The organism is Brevibacillus brevis (assembly GCF_001039275.2).
In the GTDB taxonomy this organism is placed as follows: Bacteria; Bacillota; Bacilli; order Brevibacillales; family Brevibacillaceae; genus Brevibacillus; species Brevibacillus brevis_C.
This window is the reverse complement of the sequence record NZ_CP030117.1, coordinates 657,181-673,756: the sequence shown is the minus strand read 5'-3', so window position 1 is coordinate 673,756 and position 16,576 is coordinate 657,181. Positions and strand designations below refer to the sequence as shown.

At 49.0% G+C, this 16,576-nt stretch carries 16 protein-coding genes; 4 read left to right on the top strand and 12 right to left on the bottom strand.

Annotated elements, in window-relative coordinates; translation table 11 throughout:
* The first annotated feature begins 86 nt into the window (after positions 1-86).
* Complete coding sequence (locus AB432_RS03725; RefSeq protein ID WP_048031092.1) at positions 87-440, top strand: hypothetical protein; 354 nt, start codon at positions 87-89, stop codon at positions 438-440.
* Between the two features lie 179 nt (positions 441-619).
* Positions 620-916, top strand: a complete 297-nt coding sequence (locus tag AB432_RS03720; protein WP_048031091.1) for a hypothetical protein — start codon at positions 620-622, stop codon at positions 914-916.
* Positions 917-996: 80 nt separating this feature from the next.
* Here the strand turns inward: AB432_RS03720 and AB432_RS03715 are convergent, their stop codons facing one another.
* Genes AB432_RS03715 through AB432_RS03695 form a run of 5 tightly spaced genes read right to left on the bottom strand, consistent with a single transcriptional unit; the run spans position 997 to position 6,010 of the window.
* Positions 997-2,133 carry a M20 family metallopeptidase gene (locus AB432_RS03715; protein WP_048031090.1) on the bottom strand — a complete coding sequence of 379 codons (1,137 nt, stop codon included), beginning with the start codon at positions 2,131-2,133 and terminating at the stop codon, positions 997-999.
* Between the two features lie 12 nt (positions 2,134-2,145).
* The gene (locus tag AB432_RS03710; protein ID WP_048031089.1) at positions 2,146-2,946 is read right to left on the bottom strand and encodes an ABC transporter permease; all 801 of its coding nucleotides are present in this window, start codon (positions 2,944-2,946) and stop codon (positions 2,146-2,148) included.
* Entirely contained in the window at positions 2,943-3,785 is an 843-nt protein-coding gene (locus tag AB432_RS03705; RefSeq protein WP_048031088.1) for an ABC transporter permease, read from the bottom strand. Before AB432_RS03705 ends, AB432_RS03710 begins: the two co-directional genes overlap by 4 nt.
* 3 nt (positions 3,786-3,788) lie before the next feature.
* The gene (locus AB432_RS03700) at positions 3,789-4,883 is read right to left on the bottom strand and encodes an ABC transporter ATP-binding protein (RefSeq protein WP_048031087.1); all 1,095 of its coding nucleotides are present in this window, start codon (positions 4,881-4,883) and stop codon (positions 3,789-3,791) included.
* Between the two features lie 8 nt (positions 4,884-4,891).
* A complete protein-coding gene (locus AB432_RS03695) occupies positions 4,892-6,010 on the bottom strand; it encodes an ABC transporter substrate-binding protein (RefSeq protein ID WP_048031086.1) in 1,119 nt (372 codons plus the stop codon).
* Between the two features lie 201 nt (positions 6,011-6,211).
* Here AB432_RS03695 and AB432_RS03690 point away from each other — a divergent pair, with 201 nt between their 5' ends.
* Complete coding sequence (locus AB432_RS03690) at positions 6,212-6,973, top strand: IclR family transcriptional regulator (RefSeq protein ID WP_048031085.1); 762 nt, start codon at positions 6,212-6,214, stop codon at positions 6,971-6,973.
* 185 nt (positions 6,974-7,158) lie between these two features.
* The gene (locus AB432_RS03685) at positions 7,159-7,695 is read left to right on the top strand and encodes a hypothetical protein (protein WP_048031084.1); all 537 of its coding nucleotides are present in this window, start codon (positions 7,159-7,161) and stop codon (positions 7,693-7,695) included.
* A 38-nt stretch (positions 7,696-7,733) separates the two neighbouring features.
* Here the strand turns inward: AB432_RS03685 and AB432_RS03680 are convergent, their stop codons facing one another.
* The 7 genes from AB432_RS03680 to AB432_RS03650 all read right to left on the bottom strand — a co-directional run bounded on the left by AB432_RS03680 (position 7,734) and on the right by AB432_RS03650 (position 16,467).
* Positions 7,734-9,236, bottom strand: coding sequence for a MocR-like pyridoxine biosynthesis transcription factor PdxR (locus AB432_RS03680; RefSeq protein WP_048031083.1), 1,503 nt, complete (start codon positions 9,234-9,236; stop codon positions 7,734-7,736).
* 84 nt (positions 9,237-9,320) lie between these two features.
* On the bottom strand, positions 9,321-10,028 hold the full coding sequence (locus tag AB432_RS03675) for an ABC transporter ATP-binding protein (protein ID WP_048031082.1): 708 nt from the start codon (positions 10,026-10,028) through the stop codon (positions 9,321-9,323).
* A gap of 14 nt (positions 10,029-10,042) precedes the next feature.
* Positions 10,043-10,819, bottom strand: coding sequence for an ABC transporter ATP-binding protein (locus AB432_RS03670; RefSeq protein ID WP_007717354.1), 777 nt, complete (start codon positions 10,817-10,819; stop codon positions 10,043-10,045).
* A gap of 21 nt (positions 10,820-10,840) precedes the next feature.
* A complete protein-coding gene (locus tag AB432_RS03665; protein WP_048031081.1) occupies positions 10,841-12,124 on the bottom strand; it encodes a branched-chain amino acid ABC transporter permease in 1,284 nt (427 codons plus the stop codon).
* Positions 12,125-12,133: 9 nt separating this feature from the next.
* Positions 12,134-13,180 carry a branched-chain amino acid ABC transporter permease gene (locus AB432_RS03660; RefSeq protein WP_082195864.1) on the bottom strand — a complete coding sequence of 349 codons (1,047 nt, stop codon included), beginning with the start codon at positions 13,178-13,180 and terminating at the stop codon, positions 12,134-12,136.
* Positions 13,181-13,241: 61 nt separating this feature from the next.
* On the bottom strand, positions 13,242-14,477 hold the full coding sequence (locus AB432_RS03655; RefSeq protein WP_048031080.1) for a branched-chain amino acid ABC transporter substrate-binding protein: 1,236 nt from the start codon (positions 14,475-14,477) through the stop codon (positions 13,242-13,244).
* A gap of 232 nt (positions 14,478-14,709) precedes the next feature.
* On the bottom strand, positions 14,710-16,467 hold the full coding sequence (locus AB432_RS03650) for an adenine deaminase C-terminal domain-containing protein (protein WP_048035677.1): 1,758 nt from the start codon (positions 16,465-16,467) through the stop codon (positions 14,710-14,712).
* Between the last annotated feature and the right edge of the window lie 109 nt (positions 16,468-16,576).

Sequence of the window (16,576 nt, the reverse complement as noted above, 5' to 3'; positions counted from 1 at the left end):
CATTTCCACTCAAACCACCGTGAGAATTTCCCCGAACTGTCTACTCTATATATAGACCTCACAAGAGAAAGCAGGTGAACAAACGGATGATCCAAACACTACTCAACTCCTCCACTCTCCCTTTGGTAGTATCCAGTATGCTGACGGCAATCGTCACCTATCTGGTTGCTCGCCACAACAACAAGAAAGAGTTGATGATTACAGACAGGCAGCAAATCTCGCAGGAAAACCAGCAAATTCGCCAGGAGCTTCGTCAGGAAATGGACAAGCTTCGGGAAGAACTCCATGTTTGGCGCAACCGTTGCATGGAGCTTGAAACCATCGTGCAGGAGTGGCGAGATAAATACACGACGCTGGTAGTAGAGAGACAACAGCTAGAGTTTCGTGTAAAAGAGCTGGAGACCGAGCTCAAAACGTACATGCAGGGAAGGGTCTCCTAGATGTAACTGATCCAGCCGCATCTCCTTTTGTTCCTCATCAATGACCGCTTGGTCCAAGGTGCCATCCACGAAGGTGACACCTACCTTCCTTGGGGCGAAATCTCGCCTCGCCTCAGTCTTGATCACTATTTACATCCCCGAAGTACGCCCCGCTTTACTAACAAAAGGAGGAACAACCTTTGATTGACATTGACCAATTCATTCACAGCCTGAGTCTGCTTACTTTTATGGCGATCTTGATCGAAGCCGTAACGGAAATTTTAAAAAATGCCTTCCCCGTACTAAAAGACCGCTCCACTTACCTCCTCTCTATCCTCATTGGCATTTCGCTCTCCCTTGCTTTTCAAGTCAACCCCTTTGGTCTTGAGGGCAGCGGCTACTACGTTTCTGCCGTGCTGGCTGGTATCCTCACCAGCCGCGGAGCGAACTACCTCAACAGCTTTGTGAAAAAGCTGAATACATCCTCGAAGCAATAGCCTCATTCTTCCCTACAAAAAAGCACCTGACCTGATGCAACGTCACACGCATCAAGGCAGGTGCCTCTTCTCTTTTCTCTCTATACTTCCTCTATCAACCGCGCCAACAAGGTAGCGCGCGTCGATATTTCTCCCAGTTCGATCCATTCATCCGGCGAATGGGCGTAGCCACCTTTTACACCAAGTCCATCCAGTGTCGGGACTCCACAAGCAGCAGCAAAGTTGCCATCGCTGACTCCGCCTGTACCCGACTCTTCCAAAGCCATCCCTAGTTCATTGATGCTAATGGATTGTGCAAGGGAAAATAATTTGCCTGTCTCTTCGGTTCGCTCCATCGGCGGTCGGCGAATGCCTCCCTTTACGCTGATGTTTGTACCGGCTAGCACTGGTGTGAGTTCACTCATTACCTTCTCCATGCGTAATGCCTCTTGCATCGAGATAAATCTCACGTCTACTTCAGCTTCTGCCGAGTCGGCTACGACATTGGAGCCGATTCCGCCCTTGATGACGCCCACGTTGACGGTCGTTCCTTTCTCGTAATCGGTCAAGGCATGCAGATATTGCACCTGTCTCGCCAGCTCTTCAATAGCAGAGACACCTTTTTGATGATCGACGCCAGCGTGTGAGGAAATACCGCTGACTGCCACGGTAAAATGGGCGCTTCCCTTCCGCCATGTTTTGAGTGCGCCGCTCGGTTCGGTTGGTGGCTCCAACACAAAGCTCGCCACCGAACGCGCGGCTTCTTCTTCTACCAGTCGGCGAGAAGTCGGGCTGCCGATCTCCTCGTCGCTGTTTAGCAGAAGTACAATTTTTTTATCTGGAGGCAGGCGGTCCAGCTTCACCAATGCCCGCATCGCAAACATGGCTTGCAAAACGCCCGCTTTCATATCGTATACGCCTGGCCCGTACGCTTTCTCATCCCGGATTGCAAACGGTCGGCGAGCCGCCTCTCCTTCTAGCCATACAGTATCGTAGTGGCCAATGATGAGGATTTGCTTTTCCCCGTTGCCCAGCGTACAACGCACCTGATCGCCATATGTCTTATTCGGGATCAGCTCTGCTACTCCCCCTGTCAGCCGTTGAAACTGTAGGGCGAACCAGCCCGCCATGCGGTCGCCTAGCTGTTTGTCACGAGAAGGCGAGTCCATGTTGACTGCCTCTTCGAGTAGCTGTAGATAGTGGGACATATTCTCTTGTACATAAGTGTGGATTGACATAGTGCCTCTTCCTTAGTGAGATTGTGAATTGAGTCCGAACAGGCGCTCTAGTCCGTACACTTTTTCCAACAAGACGATGAACACCAGACTCAGCAGGATGACCACTGAGGAAATCGAAGCCACCAACGGGTCAAGTGTTTCCTGCATATAGGTGAAAATCGCGAGTGGCAGCGTCGTTGTATCCGGTGCCACCAAGAATAAGGAAACCGTCACATTGTCAAACGACGTCAAGAACGAAAAGATCATCCCCGACACGATGGCCGGACGCAACAGTGGCAACGTAATATCCCAGAACACCCGAAACGGATGGGCCCCGAGCATGTATCCCGCTTTTTCCAACGTATAATCGAACGAGCTAAGCCCTGTGAGCACCAGCCTTACGACATACGGAATCGAGATCAGCATGTGCGCCAGCAAAAGCCCCGTAAACGTCCCAGCGATACCAATTCGCGTGAAAAACAGCAGCGCGGAAATCCCGATAATGAGCGAAGGAACGGTAAGTGGTGAAAGCATCAGTGCGTTGATGATGCCGCTCCCACGAAACTTGTATTTGGACAGCGCGAATGCAGCCAATGTCCCTATGAGAGTCGCCAAAATTGCCGTTACCGTAGCGAGCTTAAGACTGAACCACAGCGAATCGATGAACTCCGGTCGATCCAAAATCATCTCATACCACTGCCACGAAAACCCTTCCGGCGGAAACCCGAGATATCCTGCTGCGGTAAAGGAGCTCGGGATAATGACCAGAAACGGCAGATTGACCAAAACAAGCACAAAGAATGTGATGAGTCCGAGTACGTTTATTTTTTTCATGACGCAAACACCTCTTTATACCGCTTGGTTTCAATTAGCTTCGTATACAAAGTCACTAATAGAATCGTGCTTCCCAGAAGCAGGAAGGCAAGTGCCGCACCCAAAGGCCAGTTCAGTGTCGCCATGATTTGCTCATAGGCGATGACAGGCATGACCTTAACGGACGTTCCCCCCATCAAGGCAGGTGTTACAAAAGCACTCATCGACAAGCTGAACACCAGTGTCGTACCGGCAATAATCCCCGGCAAGCACAAGGGCAAAGTCACACTGAAAAACGTACGTACGCGGGAAGCCCCCAAAATCGATGCCGCCTTATTCAGGGACGGATCGATGGCATACAGGCTCGTTGCAATCGCCAGAACCATGTAGGCAATAAAGGAATCCGTCAGACCGATCACAATACCCAGCTCGTTGTACAACAGCCGCAATGGTTGATCGATCAACCCCAGACTGATCAACGTTTCATTGATCCACCCTTTTTCCCCTAAAACTACTACCCAACCGAAGTTGCGAATAACAACACTGATAAGGTGAGGGGCCAGGATCAGCATCGTGACGATTCCACGCATTTTCCCTGTAGCCTGCGCCATGTACATCGCTACAGGGAATCCAAGCAAGAGGCTCGCCAATACCGTCCAGAGACTCACGCGAATTGTCCGCCAAAGAACTTCCAAGTAGTACGGATCTTGTACAAACAATAAATAATTGTGCAAAGAAAACGCCTGATTCTCATCCTGAAAGCTAAGCAAAAGCATCATCAGCATCGGGATGATGAATACGCCAAGCAACAAAATCATCGCAGGTGCTGTCAACAATGTAACCGAGAGACGCTTGCTCATCCGTCATCCCCTTCCTGCGGGCATGACCAGTACGTCGTCCGCGTTCCATTGACAGTAAACCGTTTGACCTTCTTGGCGGTCCACCGAACTATCGGTCATTTGGACTTTTACCGAAAGCGTATGCTCCCCGACCTTGACCTCACATTCTGTGTACGAGCCCAGGAAGGAGGCAAGCTGCAAATGTCCTTTTACCCGATTCGCTTCCTCGCTGACTGCTGTATCGGTCAGCTTGATTTTCTCTGGTCGGATAAAAATGATCACTTTTTCATGGAGTGCCACTGTTCGCTGTTGCTTTGCTGCCTTCACAAGCATTCCACCAGTCGTCCGCAGCGTGAGTACATCCCCGTCCAATCCGATGACTTCCCCTTCCAAACGGTTCGTCTTACCGATGAAGGTATGTACGAATTCAGATGCGGGCTGATTGTAAATCTCCAGCGGTGTACCGATTTGCTCCACGAATCCGTGATTCATGACCACAATGCGATCAGAGAGCGCTAGCGCCTCTTCTTGGTCATGGGTAACGAAAATAGTCGTAACGCCGATTTCGTGATGTAAGCGCTTTAACTCATCGCGTAGCTCTTCACGAAGTTTGGCATCCAAGTTACTGAGCGGCTCATCCAAAAGCAGGAGCGACGGCTCAATAACAAGCGCCCGTGCAATCGCAATCCGCTGACGTTGTCCGCCAGAGAGCTGTTTCGGGTAGCGGTCTGCTACGTTTGGCAGCTTGACCAGCCCGAGTACACGATTCACACGCTCTTGCATTTCTTGCTTGTTCACTTTGCGCAATTTCAAGCCGTAGGCGATGTTTTCCGCCACAGTCATATGCGGGAACAACGAGTACGTCTGGAACACCATTCCCAGCTCCCGTTTGTACGGAGGCACGCCATTCATTCGCTGCCCCTTGATCAAGAGGTCTCCGCCATCCGGGTCCAAAAAACCGGCAATCATATTCAAGGTCGTGGTCTTACCGCAACCAGATGGGCCGAGGAACGAGATGAATTCGCCTTGCTCCACCTGCAGGTTGAAGTTTTGAACCACGACATTGCTTTGAAATTTTTTCATGATGCCGCGCAGTTCAACGTCAATCACCTTGGTCACGTGAATACCTACTTTCCTGTTTTAGGTGCGATTTCTTTGTTAAAGCGATCCAGCCAAGCAGATGTTTCCTTGCTCACTACGCTATAGTCGAAGTTGACAACTTTTGTGCGATCGAATTCCAATGTTTTCGCTACATCGTCTGGTAGCTTCACAGATGTTGCCGGATTGTAGTACAGCTTCGTTGCGTACATCGTTTGAATTTCATCTGTCAAAAGGAAATCGACGAATGCTTTTGCCGCTTTTGGACTCTTCGAACCTTTTACCAGCGTAGCTACGTTCGGTACGATGTTTCCTCCCTCTTCAGGGAAAACGAACTCCAATGGTACGCCTGCTTCTTTTTGTGTCAAGCTGCGCGCCATCGTCCAAGTGGTGTACGCTGCGCTCTTGTTTTGCAGATTTTGCTGAAGCTGTGCTGCACTCTTCGCAAAGGTCGGCATGTATCCTGCAATCGTTTCCATTTGTTTGAAGCCTTGTTCCATATTTTTCTCGGACCCGCCATTTGCGTACGCCAGCATGATCATCGCAGAGCGTCCGAAGTTGCTCGCTACGTCTGTCATCGTGATGTAGCCTTTCACTTCAGGCTTCGCCAGGTCATTCCACGATTTCGGTACAGGCAAGCCTTTTTCTTTTACCAGATCCGCATTGTAGGAAATCCCCATCGGCGTGAAGTTTACGACGACACCGCTATCCTCTGTCACATGCAAATCTTCCGGTACGTTTTTCATGTTCGGAATCTCTGTTGCCGATACGGTTTCCCACAAGCCTTCTTGACGACCTTTCTCTTGCTCGCCGCCCTCCACGATGGTCAAGTCGATTTGCGGAGAATTTTTCTGTGCCTTAACCTTCGCCACAATGTCCGTAGAAACTCCGGAAACATAGGTCAGCTTTACATTCGGATACTTCTCGTTAAACTTCTTGAAGACTTCATCCTTCATCATCTTTTCAACGGTCGCGCCGTTTCCTGCTACTACCAAAGTGTCTTCCAGCTGAGCTTGTGCTTCGGTGCCGCTATTGTTGCCAGCAGCCGGTGCAGGAGCAGATGTTTGCGGTGTGGAGGAGCCACATCCAGCCAGCAAGGAACCAGTCAAAGCGAAAATGGACAAGACGGATAATGCCTTTTTCTTCATGTAAGTTCGACCCCCGATTGTCTGTATTGTTCACGAATAGAGAACATCGTTTCCTATTCGAGAACGATAATGTTATACTAGCATAAAGATACTGACTATTCAAGGTAGTCGTAATACCATCATCATTGCCTGAATTGCGAGATTGTCAGCATTGTTTCTTACACGTAAAATAAGGCTATTGTAAGCAAAGGAGACGTTTGTATGGACCAAGTATTGTCTTCTGTTCGAAATGGCTGTCGGCTGTTAAAAATATTTCTCGATTCGCCAAAGGAACTCGGGGTAACGGAGCTCAGCAAAAAGCTCCAGCTGTCTAAGGGAGCCGTTCACAAGCTCCTGTCCACGCTGGAGTCTGAAGGCTTTATCCGCCAAAATGAAAAAACCAAGCAGTATACGCTTGGCTACACGCTTTTGGAGCTGGGCACGAAGGTGCTCACGAATCACGATATCGTTGATTTTTCCAAACCGTTTCTGGACCAGCTTGTCTCACGGACAAACGAATTGGCGGTCTTATGTGTACAAGATTCCAAGGACGCAATTTATGTAGCCAAAGAGGATTCGCTTCATCCTGTTCGGTTTACCGTCGAATCCTTCCGACGTTTTCCCCTTTACTCTACCTCCGCCGCCAGGGTTTTGCTCGCCTATCAGCCGGAGGAGTTTCAGGATGAGATTTTGCAGGAACACCCGCTGAAAAGCTACACACCTCATTCGTACACGTCAATCGAGCAAATCAAAGAAGATTTGGTGACGATCCGCAAGCGAGGCTATGAAATCAGCTCGAATCGGCGCAATACAGGCGTGACCGGAATCGCTGCCCCGATTTTTGATTCAACTGGACACGTAACTGCATCCGTCAGTGTCATCGGTCCCTCCGACCGCGTGATGCCGAAACAAGAAGAGATTTTACAAGAAACGCTAGCGACGGTACGTGCGATGTCTGCTCAGTTAGGGTATCGAATGTCTTGAGCATAGCTTGAGTTGCATATGAAAAAACCTCCTGTTCATCAGTCTGCTCCGATGACAGGAGGTTTCTCTTTATGCTGACTCATCGCCTGCCAAATTTTTCATCTTGAGGAGAAACGGTTTAGTTCGTTTTTCGTCTACTAATTGTGAAACGTATTTACGTGTAAACAGAAAGGAAATGACATCCTATGAGAAAAACATATTTGCTGCTTTCTTCTTTGTTATTCTGTGCTTTGCTTGTTCCTGACGCTCATGCAGCTTCACAGCAAGGAACGCTTGCACCTGTTCCTCCCCAAGTAATGGTTCCAACAAGTAGCAAGGATAAACAAGGAAATACCCTTGAAAAATCAATGGCATATGTGAAAACGCTACAAGTGAAAAATGGAAAACTAATCGTCTCGCTGGACTATGTTCAATGGTTTTTCGGTGAGGCAGCTGTAAAAGCTTATCGTCAAGATCATCCATTAGAAAAAGAGGACTATCCTATGCCATATTACATTCGTAATAGCAGTCCTAAAATTAGAACGTTTGAAATTTCTCCAAAGGCTTCGTTTACTCTTCAAACCAACTCTACTCAAGGCGAGAATTTCCATTGGAATGAAGCAGTAAACGCCGATACTTTTAAAAAGTTTGTACTATCCAAGGGAATTCCTTATCAGATACCATTCCACGTTGAAGTAAAGAATGGAATCATCACAAAAGTTACAGAACAGTACGTCCCCTAATTATTAGCAGCACTCCCTTTTTGGGATGCTGCTTTTCCTCACCCGATCCCTTGGATTGGGTTTTTATTTTCCCGTTCCACTTGCAAATAAGGCTCCCATGCACGTTTCAACAGACGAATCCCACCCTCAATCTCCTCGATGGTCTGCCCCCCGAATCCGAACTGAAAAGCCGGAAGTCCATTTTCCTGCGGATGAACCCATTTATGTGCGGTTGGATAGACACGAACGCCTGATGCAGCCGCAATTTGTGTCAACTGTTGCGGTGTGCTCTTGCTTTCCACTTCTACCGTTACGGACAGCCCAGCATCCTGACCTTTGATCCGGATGCACGTTCCAAAGTGTTCCTGCAAGCACTGAAGCAGCACCCCATGCTTTTTGCGGTAAAGCGTCCGCATCTTGCGAATATGCCGCTCCCAATCGCCATTTTTCATGAACAAGGCCAGCGTCTCCTGATGAATACGCGATGCCGACTGGTCAAAATCCGCCAATTTCTCCTGATACACCGCCAATAACGCTTGTGGCAAAACCATATAGCTCATCCGAATCGACGGCAGCAACGCCTTGGAGAACGTCCCCAAATAAATGACGCGTCCCTGCGTATCCAGCCCTTGAAGGGAAGGTATCGGCTTGCCATGATAGCGAAACTCACCGTCGTAGTCATCCTCCATGATGTAGCTCCCCGTCTGATTCGCCCAGTGTAGCAGCTTTAGCCGTTTGGCATACGGCATGACAATACCAGAAGGGTCCTGATGAGACGGAGTGATATAAACGAGCTGCGCTCCACTCTCACTAAGCGCTTCCACATCAATCCCATCCTCCTCCAGCTTGATCGGGCGCACATCATAGCCCAAATGGGAAAACACGGCACGAACACCGTGATAGCCCGGCTCTTCCATCGCAACAGCCTGTCCTCGTATCCCGAATAAGATCATCAATAAGCTGATCATCACTTGCGTTCCCGCACCGATCACTATTTGTTCCGGCGTAGCTTGTACACCTCGAGCACGTCCGAGATAACGTGCGAGCTCCTCCCGCAGCTGCGGCTCTCCTTGTCCATCGCCGTAGTAGAGCACATGCTTGTTTTCTTCCTGCATGCATTGGTTGGTGTACTTGCGCCAACGCTCAAAAGGAAAATGCTCGGCATCTACGCGGGCTTGGTGAAAATCATATTGGACCGGGACTGGTAAAGACGTAGGTGCAGGCGTTTGGACGTGAGCCGTTTTACTTGGTTGCTGCCCTTTCCCTGTAGATACAGGTACAGGTACAGGTACAGGTACAGGCACTGGCCCATCCCAGTCCACATCGACCACATAAAATCCGCTGCGCTCCCGACTCTCAATGTAGCCTTCTGCCATGAGCTGGTGATAGGCGCTCTCGACAGTTGTTTTACTCACTTGCAAAAATCCGCTCAATGCCCGAACAGAAGGCAGACGCGTCCCGGAGATCAAGCGCCTCCCCTGTATTTCTGTACAAAAATAGCGATATAGCTGTAGATAGAGAGGCTCGCTCCCTTCTACAAAGCGGGGACTAATATCTAGCAAGCTGTATCCTCTCCTCGCTGACCAAATGAAAAACCGACGGAGACAAAAATCCCCATCGGTACTCACGTTTCCATTACACCAATATTACGCCAAATACGCCTCTCTTACCTGCGGATTCATCAATAATGTCTGAGCGTCGTCTTGCAAAATAATTTCGCCTGTCTGAATCACATAACCGCGATGCGCGACAGACAGCGCCTGATTCGCATTTTGCTCGACCAAGAGAATCGTCATGCCTTCCTTGTTCAGCTCCTTAACGATGTCAAAAATCTGCTCCACCAGAATCGGCGCCAATCCCATCGAAGGTTCATCGAGCATGAGAATTTTTGGCTTCATCATCAGTCCACGAGCAATCGCCAGCATTTGCTGCTCGCCCCCGGACATCGTGCCGCCTTTTTGACTAACCCGTTCCTTCAATCGCGGAAAGTAAGCAAAGGCACGCTCGATTCCTTCTTCAATCACCTTTTTATCAGATACACTGAAGGCACCCATCTCCAAATTCTCGCGTACGGTCAGCTTTGGAAAAATACGGCGACCTTCCGGAACGTGGGCGATTCCTGCTAAGGCAATATCATGTGTACGCATCTGTGTAATGTCTTTGCCATTAAAGATGACTTTTCCTTCTTTGGCACGGGTTTGCGCACAAATCGTTTTCAACGTAGTGGATTTACCTGCCCCGTTGGAGCCGATCAGCGTCACCACTTCGCCTTCGTTTACCGTTATGCTCAATCCTTTTAATGCGTGGATGCCGCCGTAATACGTATGAACGTTAGTCAGCTCTAGCAATGCCATCGATTTTCCTCCTTCTACGACACGTCCGACGCACTTTTTCCGAGATAGGCCTCAATGACGTTAGGATTGTTGCGGATTTGTTCGGGTGTACCTTCTGCAATTTTTCTCCCGTAATCCAGCACGTGAATGTACTCGCTAAGTCCCATGACCAGCTTCATATCATGCTCGATCAAAATGATCGTCAAATCGAGCTCTTTTTTCAGCCGACGAATAAAATCCGTCATCTCAACCGTCTCGCGAGGATTCATCCCTGCCGCCGGTTCATCGAGCAAAATAATTTGCGGATTGGTCGCCATCGCCCGGGCAATTTCCAGTCTTCGTTGCAACCCGTAAGGCAGACTCCCTGCTGCTTCATTGGCAATATGTGCGATCCCGACATACTCCATGAGCTGATAAGCCTCGACGCGCGTCCGTTCTTCCTCCTGGCGTACACGCTTGGAGTTGAACAGGATTCCAAGAATTCCAGCCGATAAGCGGCTATGCACACCCACCATAACATTTTCCAATGCCGTCATTTCTTTGAACAGACGAATGTTTTGAAAGGTGCGCGTGATACCGCGACTCGCGATCTGATCAGGACGAAGCTTCTTGATGCTTTTGCCATTCAGCAGGATTTCTCCCTCGTCTGGCTCGTAAAATCCGGTAATCATATTGAAAAAAGTCGTTTTTCCGGCCCCATTCGGACCGATGACCGCAGTAATACTTCCTTTTTCGATGTCAATCGAGACGTCTTGATTGGCTACCAAGCCACCAAAGCGCTTCGTTAAATTTTTTGCCTCTAACAATGCCATGCTCATTTCCCTCCTCGTCCGCTATGACTGTTTTCCAGAAGTCAATTGGGACAGTCTGCCGAGAATCCCCAGCTTTTCTTTGCCAAACTCGCTCTTTTTGATCGCATCGAGATTGTTTTTCTTCCGTTTGGCCGGAATCAATCCGTTAGGGCGATACAAGGCAACGAGAATGAGCATAATTCCGAAAATGAGTCGCTGAAACTTGGATGGGTCCAACTGGTTAGGCAAACTGATGATCCCCGCATTTTGCAGACCGTGCAGGAAGTTGGAGAATTCTTTTAACAGCTGTACCTGCAAGATTGTGACAAAAGCGGCGCCAAGCACAACGCCTGGAATACTGCCACTCCCACCCAGAATGACCATGACCAATATCCCGATCGATTCCATCAGCGTAAAGGAAGTCGGATCGATAAACGTCTGTTTGGCAGCAAAGATAACACCGACGACACCAGCGAAGGAAGCACCCAGTGCAAATGCTGCCAGCTTGGTATTCAACAGGGAAATCCCCATGGACTGGGCAGCCAGCTCATCCTCACGTACCGCAATCCATGCACGCCCCAAACGGGAATGCTCAAAGCGTATATTCGCCAAAACGATAAAGGCAATCACAAACAACACAATGAAGTAAAAGTAAAACGGCGTCCCCATTTTGATCCCAAACAGCTCAGGAGACGGAATCGGCGTGATTCCCTGTGGACCGTTGGTGATGTTGATGGGCTTGTCCAGGTTGTTGAAGACAATGCGAATGATTTCACCGAAGCCCAAGGTCACGATCGCGAGGTAATCCCCTTTTACTCTGAGAACTGGCAATCCTAGCAATATTCCGAAAACAGCAGCCACAATCAAGCCGACTATGAGAAATGGCCAAAACCACTCACCGGAGAGCGGGAACAGATTCCCTGCAATAAACTCATTCGCTTGCGAGGTCGAGAAAATCGCGTACGCATAAGCCCCAGCAGCAAAAAACGCAACGTAACCCAAGTCAAGCAGACCAGCAAAGCCTACTACGATATTCAAGCCCAAAGCCATCGCTACGTAGATGCCAACCTGTGAAGCTACCTCCATGTAGTAACGGTTTTCACCGGCTACCAACGGAATGATCAGGAGGAGAACGATAGCGCCAATCGCCATTTTGATCGACTTGGAGGTATTAGTGTAATAGACAAGCACAATGGAAGAAAGAATGCCGAGAAACGCGATAACCGATTTATCCATGAGGTACAACGCGGCAGAAAAAGCTACAATCCAGATTAACGTAAATACGAGCGGAATGCCTTTGAACGATTTCCAAGCGAGATTTGCCATTTATTTCACCTACACTTTCTCTTTTACAGCTTCGCCAAACAGTCCTTCCGGCTTGAAGAGAAGCACGAGAATTAAAATACTGAACGCAAACACATCTTTGTACTCTGCACCAAAGGCTCCGTTGGTCAGCGGCCCCATAAAGGCACCGGACAGAGATTCTAGAAGACCGAGGAGTACGCCACCGATCATCGCACCACGCAGGTTCCCAATCCCGCCGAGGACGGCAGCGGTAAATGCTTTTAGACCAAGAATAAAACCGATATACGGATCGATCGTCCCGTAGTTTTGCGCAAACAGAACACCTGTCGCGCCACCCAAACTGGAGCCAATCAAAAACGTAAGCATGATTACTTTGTTTACATTTATGGTCATCAGCGAAGCCGTACTCTGGTCTTGTGCAACGGCGCGCATGGCGATTCCCCACTTTGTTTTATTCACAAACAACGTCAACGCAATCATCATGACGATCGCAATTACAATTACGATTAATCCTTTTGTTGGGATCGTAGCAATACTACCTATTGGAATCGAACCTGTAAAAAGAGCGGGACTATTCAGATAAAACTCATTACGAGCTAGTGCTTCTGTAAAACGTACGAGGTCCTGTAGCAAAAACGATACGCCAATCGCCGAAATCAACGGCACAAGACGAGGTGCTCCACGCAATGGTCGATAGGCAATCCTCTCAATTCCTACCCCCAAAGCACCAGTTAATACCATGGCAATTATGAGTGTTATGAAAAGTGCGACAAATGGATTCATACCTTCGAGTGCCCCTAGCGCATCAGAGATCAATAATACCTCTGTACCGATAAAGGCTCCGACCATGAAAATGTCTCCATGAGCAAAGTTGATAATTTCCAAAATCCCGTAAACCATTGTGTAGCCTAAAGCCACGACTGCGTACATAAATCCAAGTGTCAATCCGTCAACCAACACCTGAGGCAAAATGTTGATCATGCTTTCCCATCCCTCATTTCTCATGTAAACTTGTACAAATTTTCTGCATTCATTCGGTTGACTGGACTTGTTTTCTCGTGGAAAAGGGGCCAACACCGGCGTGCAGCCCCCTATCCTGATATGAGGCATGGGAGTGTGTGCGCATTGTGTGGTGTGATTACTCGGCCTTGCCTACGAAAATGGATTTGTCCTTGTCAAACTTGTAAATAAATACATCTGCATTTGTGTTGTCACCTTTTTCATCAAAGGTAACTTTGGTGAATTGACCCTGAAAATCCTTGGTTTTGTGGACTGCATCGAGGACTTGCTCGCGGGTTGGTTTTTTGCCTCCGTTTGCTTTGGTAGCTTCCAAAACACCATTGAGGATGACGTTCATAGAGTCGAAACCGTAGACGGAATAGGTTTCCAGAGGCTTGTTTGTGACTTTTTTGTACTCTTCAGCCCATTTCTTGCCCTCTTCGGTCTGCGTTACGTCCCCTGCTACTGACGTAAAGACTACACCTTCGACAGCAGCTCCGGCTATTTTTATCATATCAGAAGAATCCAAGCCGTCGCCACCCATAAAATAACCCTTAAATCCTTTTTCACGAGCTTGTTTGATCAAGATTCCACCTTCTGGATAAAGACCGCCGAAAAAGATGATGTCCGGGTTTTTCACCGTTACCTGGTTAAGTACCGCGCTGTAGTCCTTTTCGCCCTGGGTAATGCCTTCGAAGCCAAGGATTTGAACTCCATCCTTTTCGAATTGCATCTTTACTTGATCACTCAGACCTTGGCCGTATGCAGTCTTATCATGGATAATATAGGCCGTTTTTACACCAAGTGTATTTTTTGCATAAAGAGCAGCCTTTGGTCCTTGCGCGTCATCGCGAGCACAGATTCGATGGACGGTTTTCTTACCTTCCTCCGTGAGCTTTACCCCTGTATTTGCTGGAGATACCATTACCAGCTTGCCTTCCTCGTACTTCACAGACGATGGAATGGCAACACCTGTGTTATAGTGCCCAACTACACCGTACACATCGGGATCAGAGATGAGCATCTCCGCATTGGATACCCCGATTTTCGGGTCGCCTTGATCATCCTGAGGGAAAAGCTGGAGATCAAAGCCAAGTGCTTTAAACTCTTCCTTGCGCTTTTCGAGTGCGTAACCTGCGCCTGTCTTAATCGCATCTCCCACAGCAGAATTGCTCCCGGATAGTGGGGATTGTGTGGCGATCTTGATGAGACCGCCCTCGGTCTTTCCGTTACCGCTGTTGCTTGGAGCTGGCTGACTTTGCCCCCCGCTTGCGTTACTACCGCCGCTTGAATTACTGTTTCCTGCGCAACCTGTTAATGCCATACTCGCAGCCAATACCGCAGATAAAACTCCGACATAAGAGCGCTTTTTCATTCAGAATGAATCCCCCTTTTATCATTCTTTGTTCTTGTTACCCAGTCCATCTACCTCGCTAGCCAGGTTGCGACTTTCAAAAACAATGACTCTTCGGGGATAAAGATAGATGAGGCTTGGTTGTTTTTATTTTAAAATAAATCTGATAATTTACAAGAAGTAAAATATATTTTATATACATATATCATTGATGTACAAACAATTACAAATCGATTATGACCGCAAGCGTCCCTTAAGGTAGAGGGAGTGCCGGAACGATGATTTGCCCACTCTTAACATCGACAATGCCTGTTGCTGTAAGACGGGCATACGGCAAGTGGGTAGCGGTAAAAAACAAAATCGAATAAATCGGGTCAAGATGGACATGGCCTTTGGAACGGAGCTGATTTACCAAATTTTCACCCATGCTGATCACTTCCTCCATCGGTGCAGATGCGAATTTTCCAGTAAGAGGCAATGGGCATTCACAAATTACTTTTCCTTCATCGATCAGGACGACCCCGCCTTTTATTTCCCGAGTACGTTCCAATGCTTGTGCCATCGCGTGGGGATTGCGTCCGATTACGATCCAATCGCCAGACGCTGAATAGGTGCTGGCCAGCCCTTCGAGATGCTCACCGAAGCCGCGAAGCACTGCCAATGTTCGGTTGCCGCCAGTTGCATCGATGGTCGCGATCAGCGCCAACTGCGGATCATGCTGCAAAGATACATAACCATCCTGATCAACGGGCATGTCCTCTAGCGACAACCGGGTGATAACGGCATTCAGCATCTGTAACACAGGGGCCTTGCAGTCTTCATCTGGCCGCAAGCGGAACCAATCAGGATGTGCCTGCTTTTTCAATGGATCTGTCAAACGTAACGAAGCTTCGTCCCATTGAGGCTGAACGGTTGGGACGAGCAGGGTTCCCTTTTCTGCCACCCGTTGTCCATTTGCAATCACGATGGATGGTGTCGGTTTATCCTTTGCCGTCAACAACAGCATATCCGCGATTCGGCCCGGCGCAATTCCTCCGATCTCCGCGTCCAACCCGTAATAGACAGCCGGGTTCAGCGTCGCCATGACATACGCTTCCTCTGGTGGCATCCCCGCTTCGATGGCCACACGGATCGTACTATTCATGAACCCGTCACGATGCATCGGCGGCGTACTTCCATCTGATGTGAGCATCATCCGTGATGACCACGGCACACCCAGCGCAAGCCACCCTTTCACCAGCTCCGGCAGATCAGGGCGAATGGAGGAATGGCGCAGTGTCGCATACATACCTAAACGGATACGCGCCAGCAAATCTGCTGCATCGATGGCCTCATGACAAGCTGTTACGCCGGCTGCTGCGGCAATGTTCAAGGTCTCGTAAGAAGCTCCCGGATGATGTCCCTCCATCCTTTTGCCCAAGTCACGCGTATGCTTCAAACCAAAAAGCAGCGTTTCATCCTCTTGTAAAACGCCGCCCCAATTCGTCAACTCCCCACCCTGAATCACGCGTGGATGCTCCAGCATTCGCGCCAAGCTTTCCTTGGTGAACGCCGGATGAGCTTTCCCTGTCTGCGGATCGAGTCTGCCCCAGAAAAATTGCTTCACCGGATGAGCAACCAGAGACTCCATGATCGCTGCCGTTTGCGAAAAAGGCAGATGCATCAGCATCAATGAGTCCGACATCATTCCAGTCGTTCCCGTTTGCAGAGCAAAGTCAGCCAACGTGTAAGGGTTGTACCATTGAAACGGATGTGCGTGTGGCTCGATGTAACCCGGAACGAGATACTGCCCAGCCGCCTCGATGATGACAGTCTGATCATCGACCAACGGCTCTTTTTCTCCTACATAAGCAATTCGTTCTCCCGCCACTGCGACGTGATGCTCTTGCCATTCTTTTGTATACACATTCAGAACGCTTGCGCCTTTTATCCAGAGGCTTGCCGGTGCCTGACGTCTACTCACGCGAATCATGTTCAAGTAATCACGATCTGATATGGCTCGTACGCGCATCATTTCTTCTCTCCTTGTTGGTCTGCCGATGTCTACAGCTTCGCCGCCCATAAATCATTCCCCTGCAAGCTTGGTGGTGGTAGTAACAATTCCCACGGGTGTCTTGTCG

What these genes read in the sequence shown, in the direction of transcription:
- AB432_RS03690 (WP_048031085.1), top strand. Translation starts at nt 6,212, where the DNA reads ATGGACCAAGTATTGTCTTCTGTTCGAAATGGCTGTCGGCTGTTAAAA.
- AB432_RS03695 (WP_048031086.1), bottom strand. Translation starts at nt 6,010, where the DNA reads ATGAAGAAAAAGGCATTATCCGTCTTGTCCATTTTCGCTTTGACTGGT.
- AB432_RS03675 (WP_048031082.1), bottom strand. Translation starts at nt 10,028, where the DNA reads ATGGCATTGCTAGAGCTGACTAACGTTCATACGTATTACGGCGGCATC.
- AB432_RS03710 (WP_048031089.1), bottom strand. Translation starts at nt 2,946, where the DNA reads ATGAAAAAAATAAACGTACTCGGACTCATCACATTCTTTGTGCTTGTT.
- AB432_RS03705 (WP_048031088.1), bottom strand. Translation starts at nt 3,785, where the DNA reads ATGAGCAAGCGTCTCTCGGTTACATTGTTGACAGCACCTGCGATGATT.
- AB432_RS03670 (WP_007717354.1), bottom strand. Translation starts at nt 10,819, where the DNA reads ATGGCATTGTTAGAGGCAAAAAATTTAACGAAGCGCTTTGGTGGCTTG.
- AB432_RS03725 (WP_048031092.1), top strand. Translation starts at nt 87, where the DNA reads ATGATCCAAACACTACTCAACTCCTCCACTCTCCCTTTGGTAGTATCC.
- AB432_RS03685 (WP_048031084.1), top strand. Translation starts at nt 7,159, where the DNA reads ATGAGAAAAACATATTTGCTGCTTTCTTCTTTGTTATTCTGTGCTTTG.
- AB432_RS03655 (WP_048031080.1), bottom strand. Translation starts at nt 14,477, where the DNA reads ATGAAAAAGCGCTCTTATGTCGGAGTTTTATCTGCGGTATTGGCTGCG.
- AB432_RS03665 (WP_048031081.1), bottom strand. Translation starts at nt 12,124, where the DNA reads ATGGCAAATCTCGCTTGGAAATCGTTCAAAGGCATTCCGCTCGTATTT.
- AB432_RS03715 (WP_048031090.1), bottom strand. Translation starts at nt 2,133, where the DNA reads ATGTCAATCCACACTTATGTACAAGAGAATATGTCCCACTATCTACAG.
- AB432_RS03650 (WP_048035677.1), bottom strand. Translation starts at nt 16,467, where the DNA reads ATGCGCGTACGAGCCATATCAGATCGTGATTACTTGAACATGATTCGC.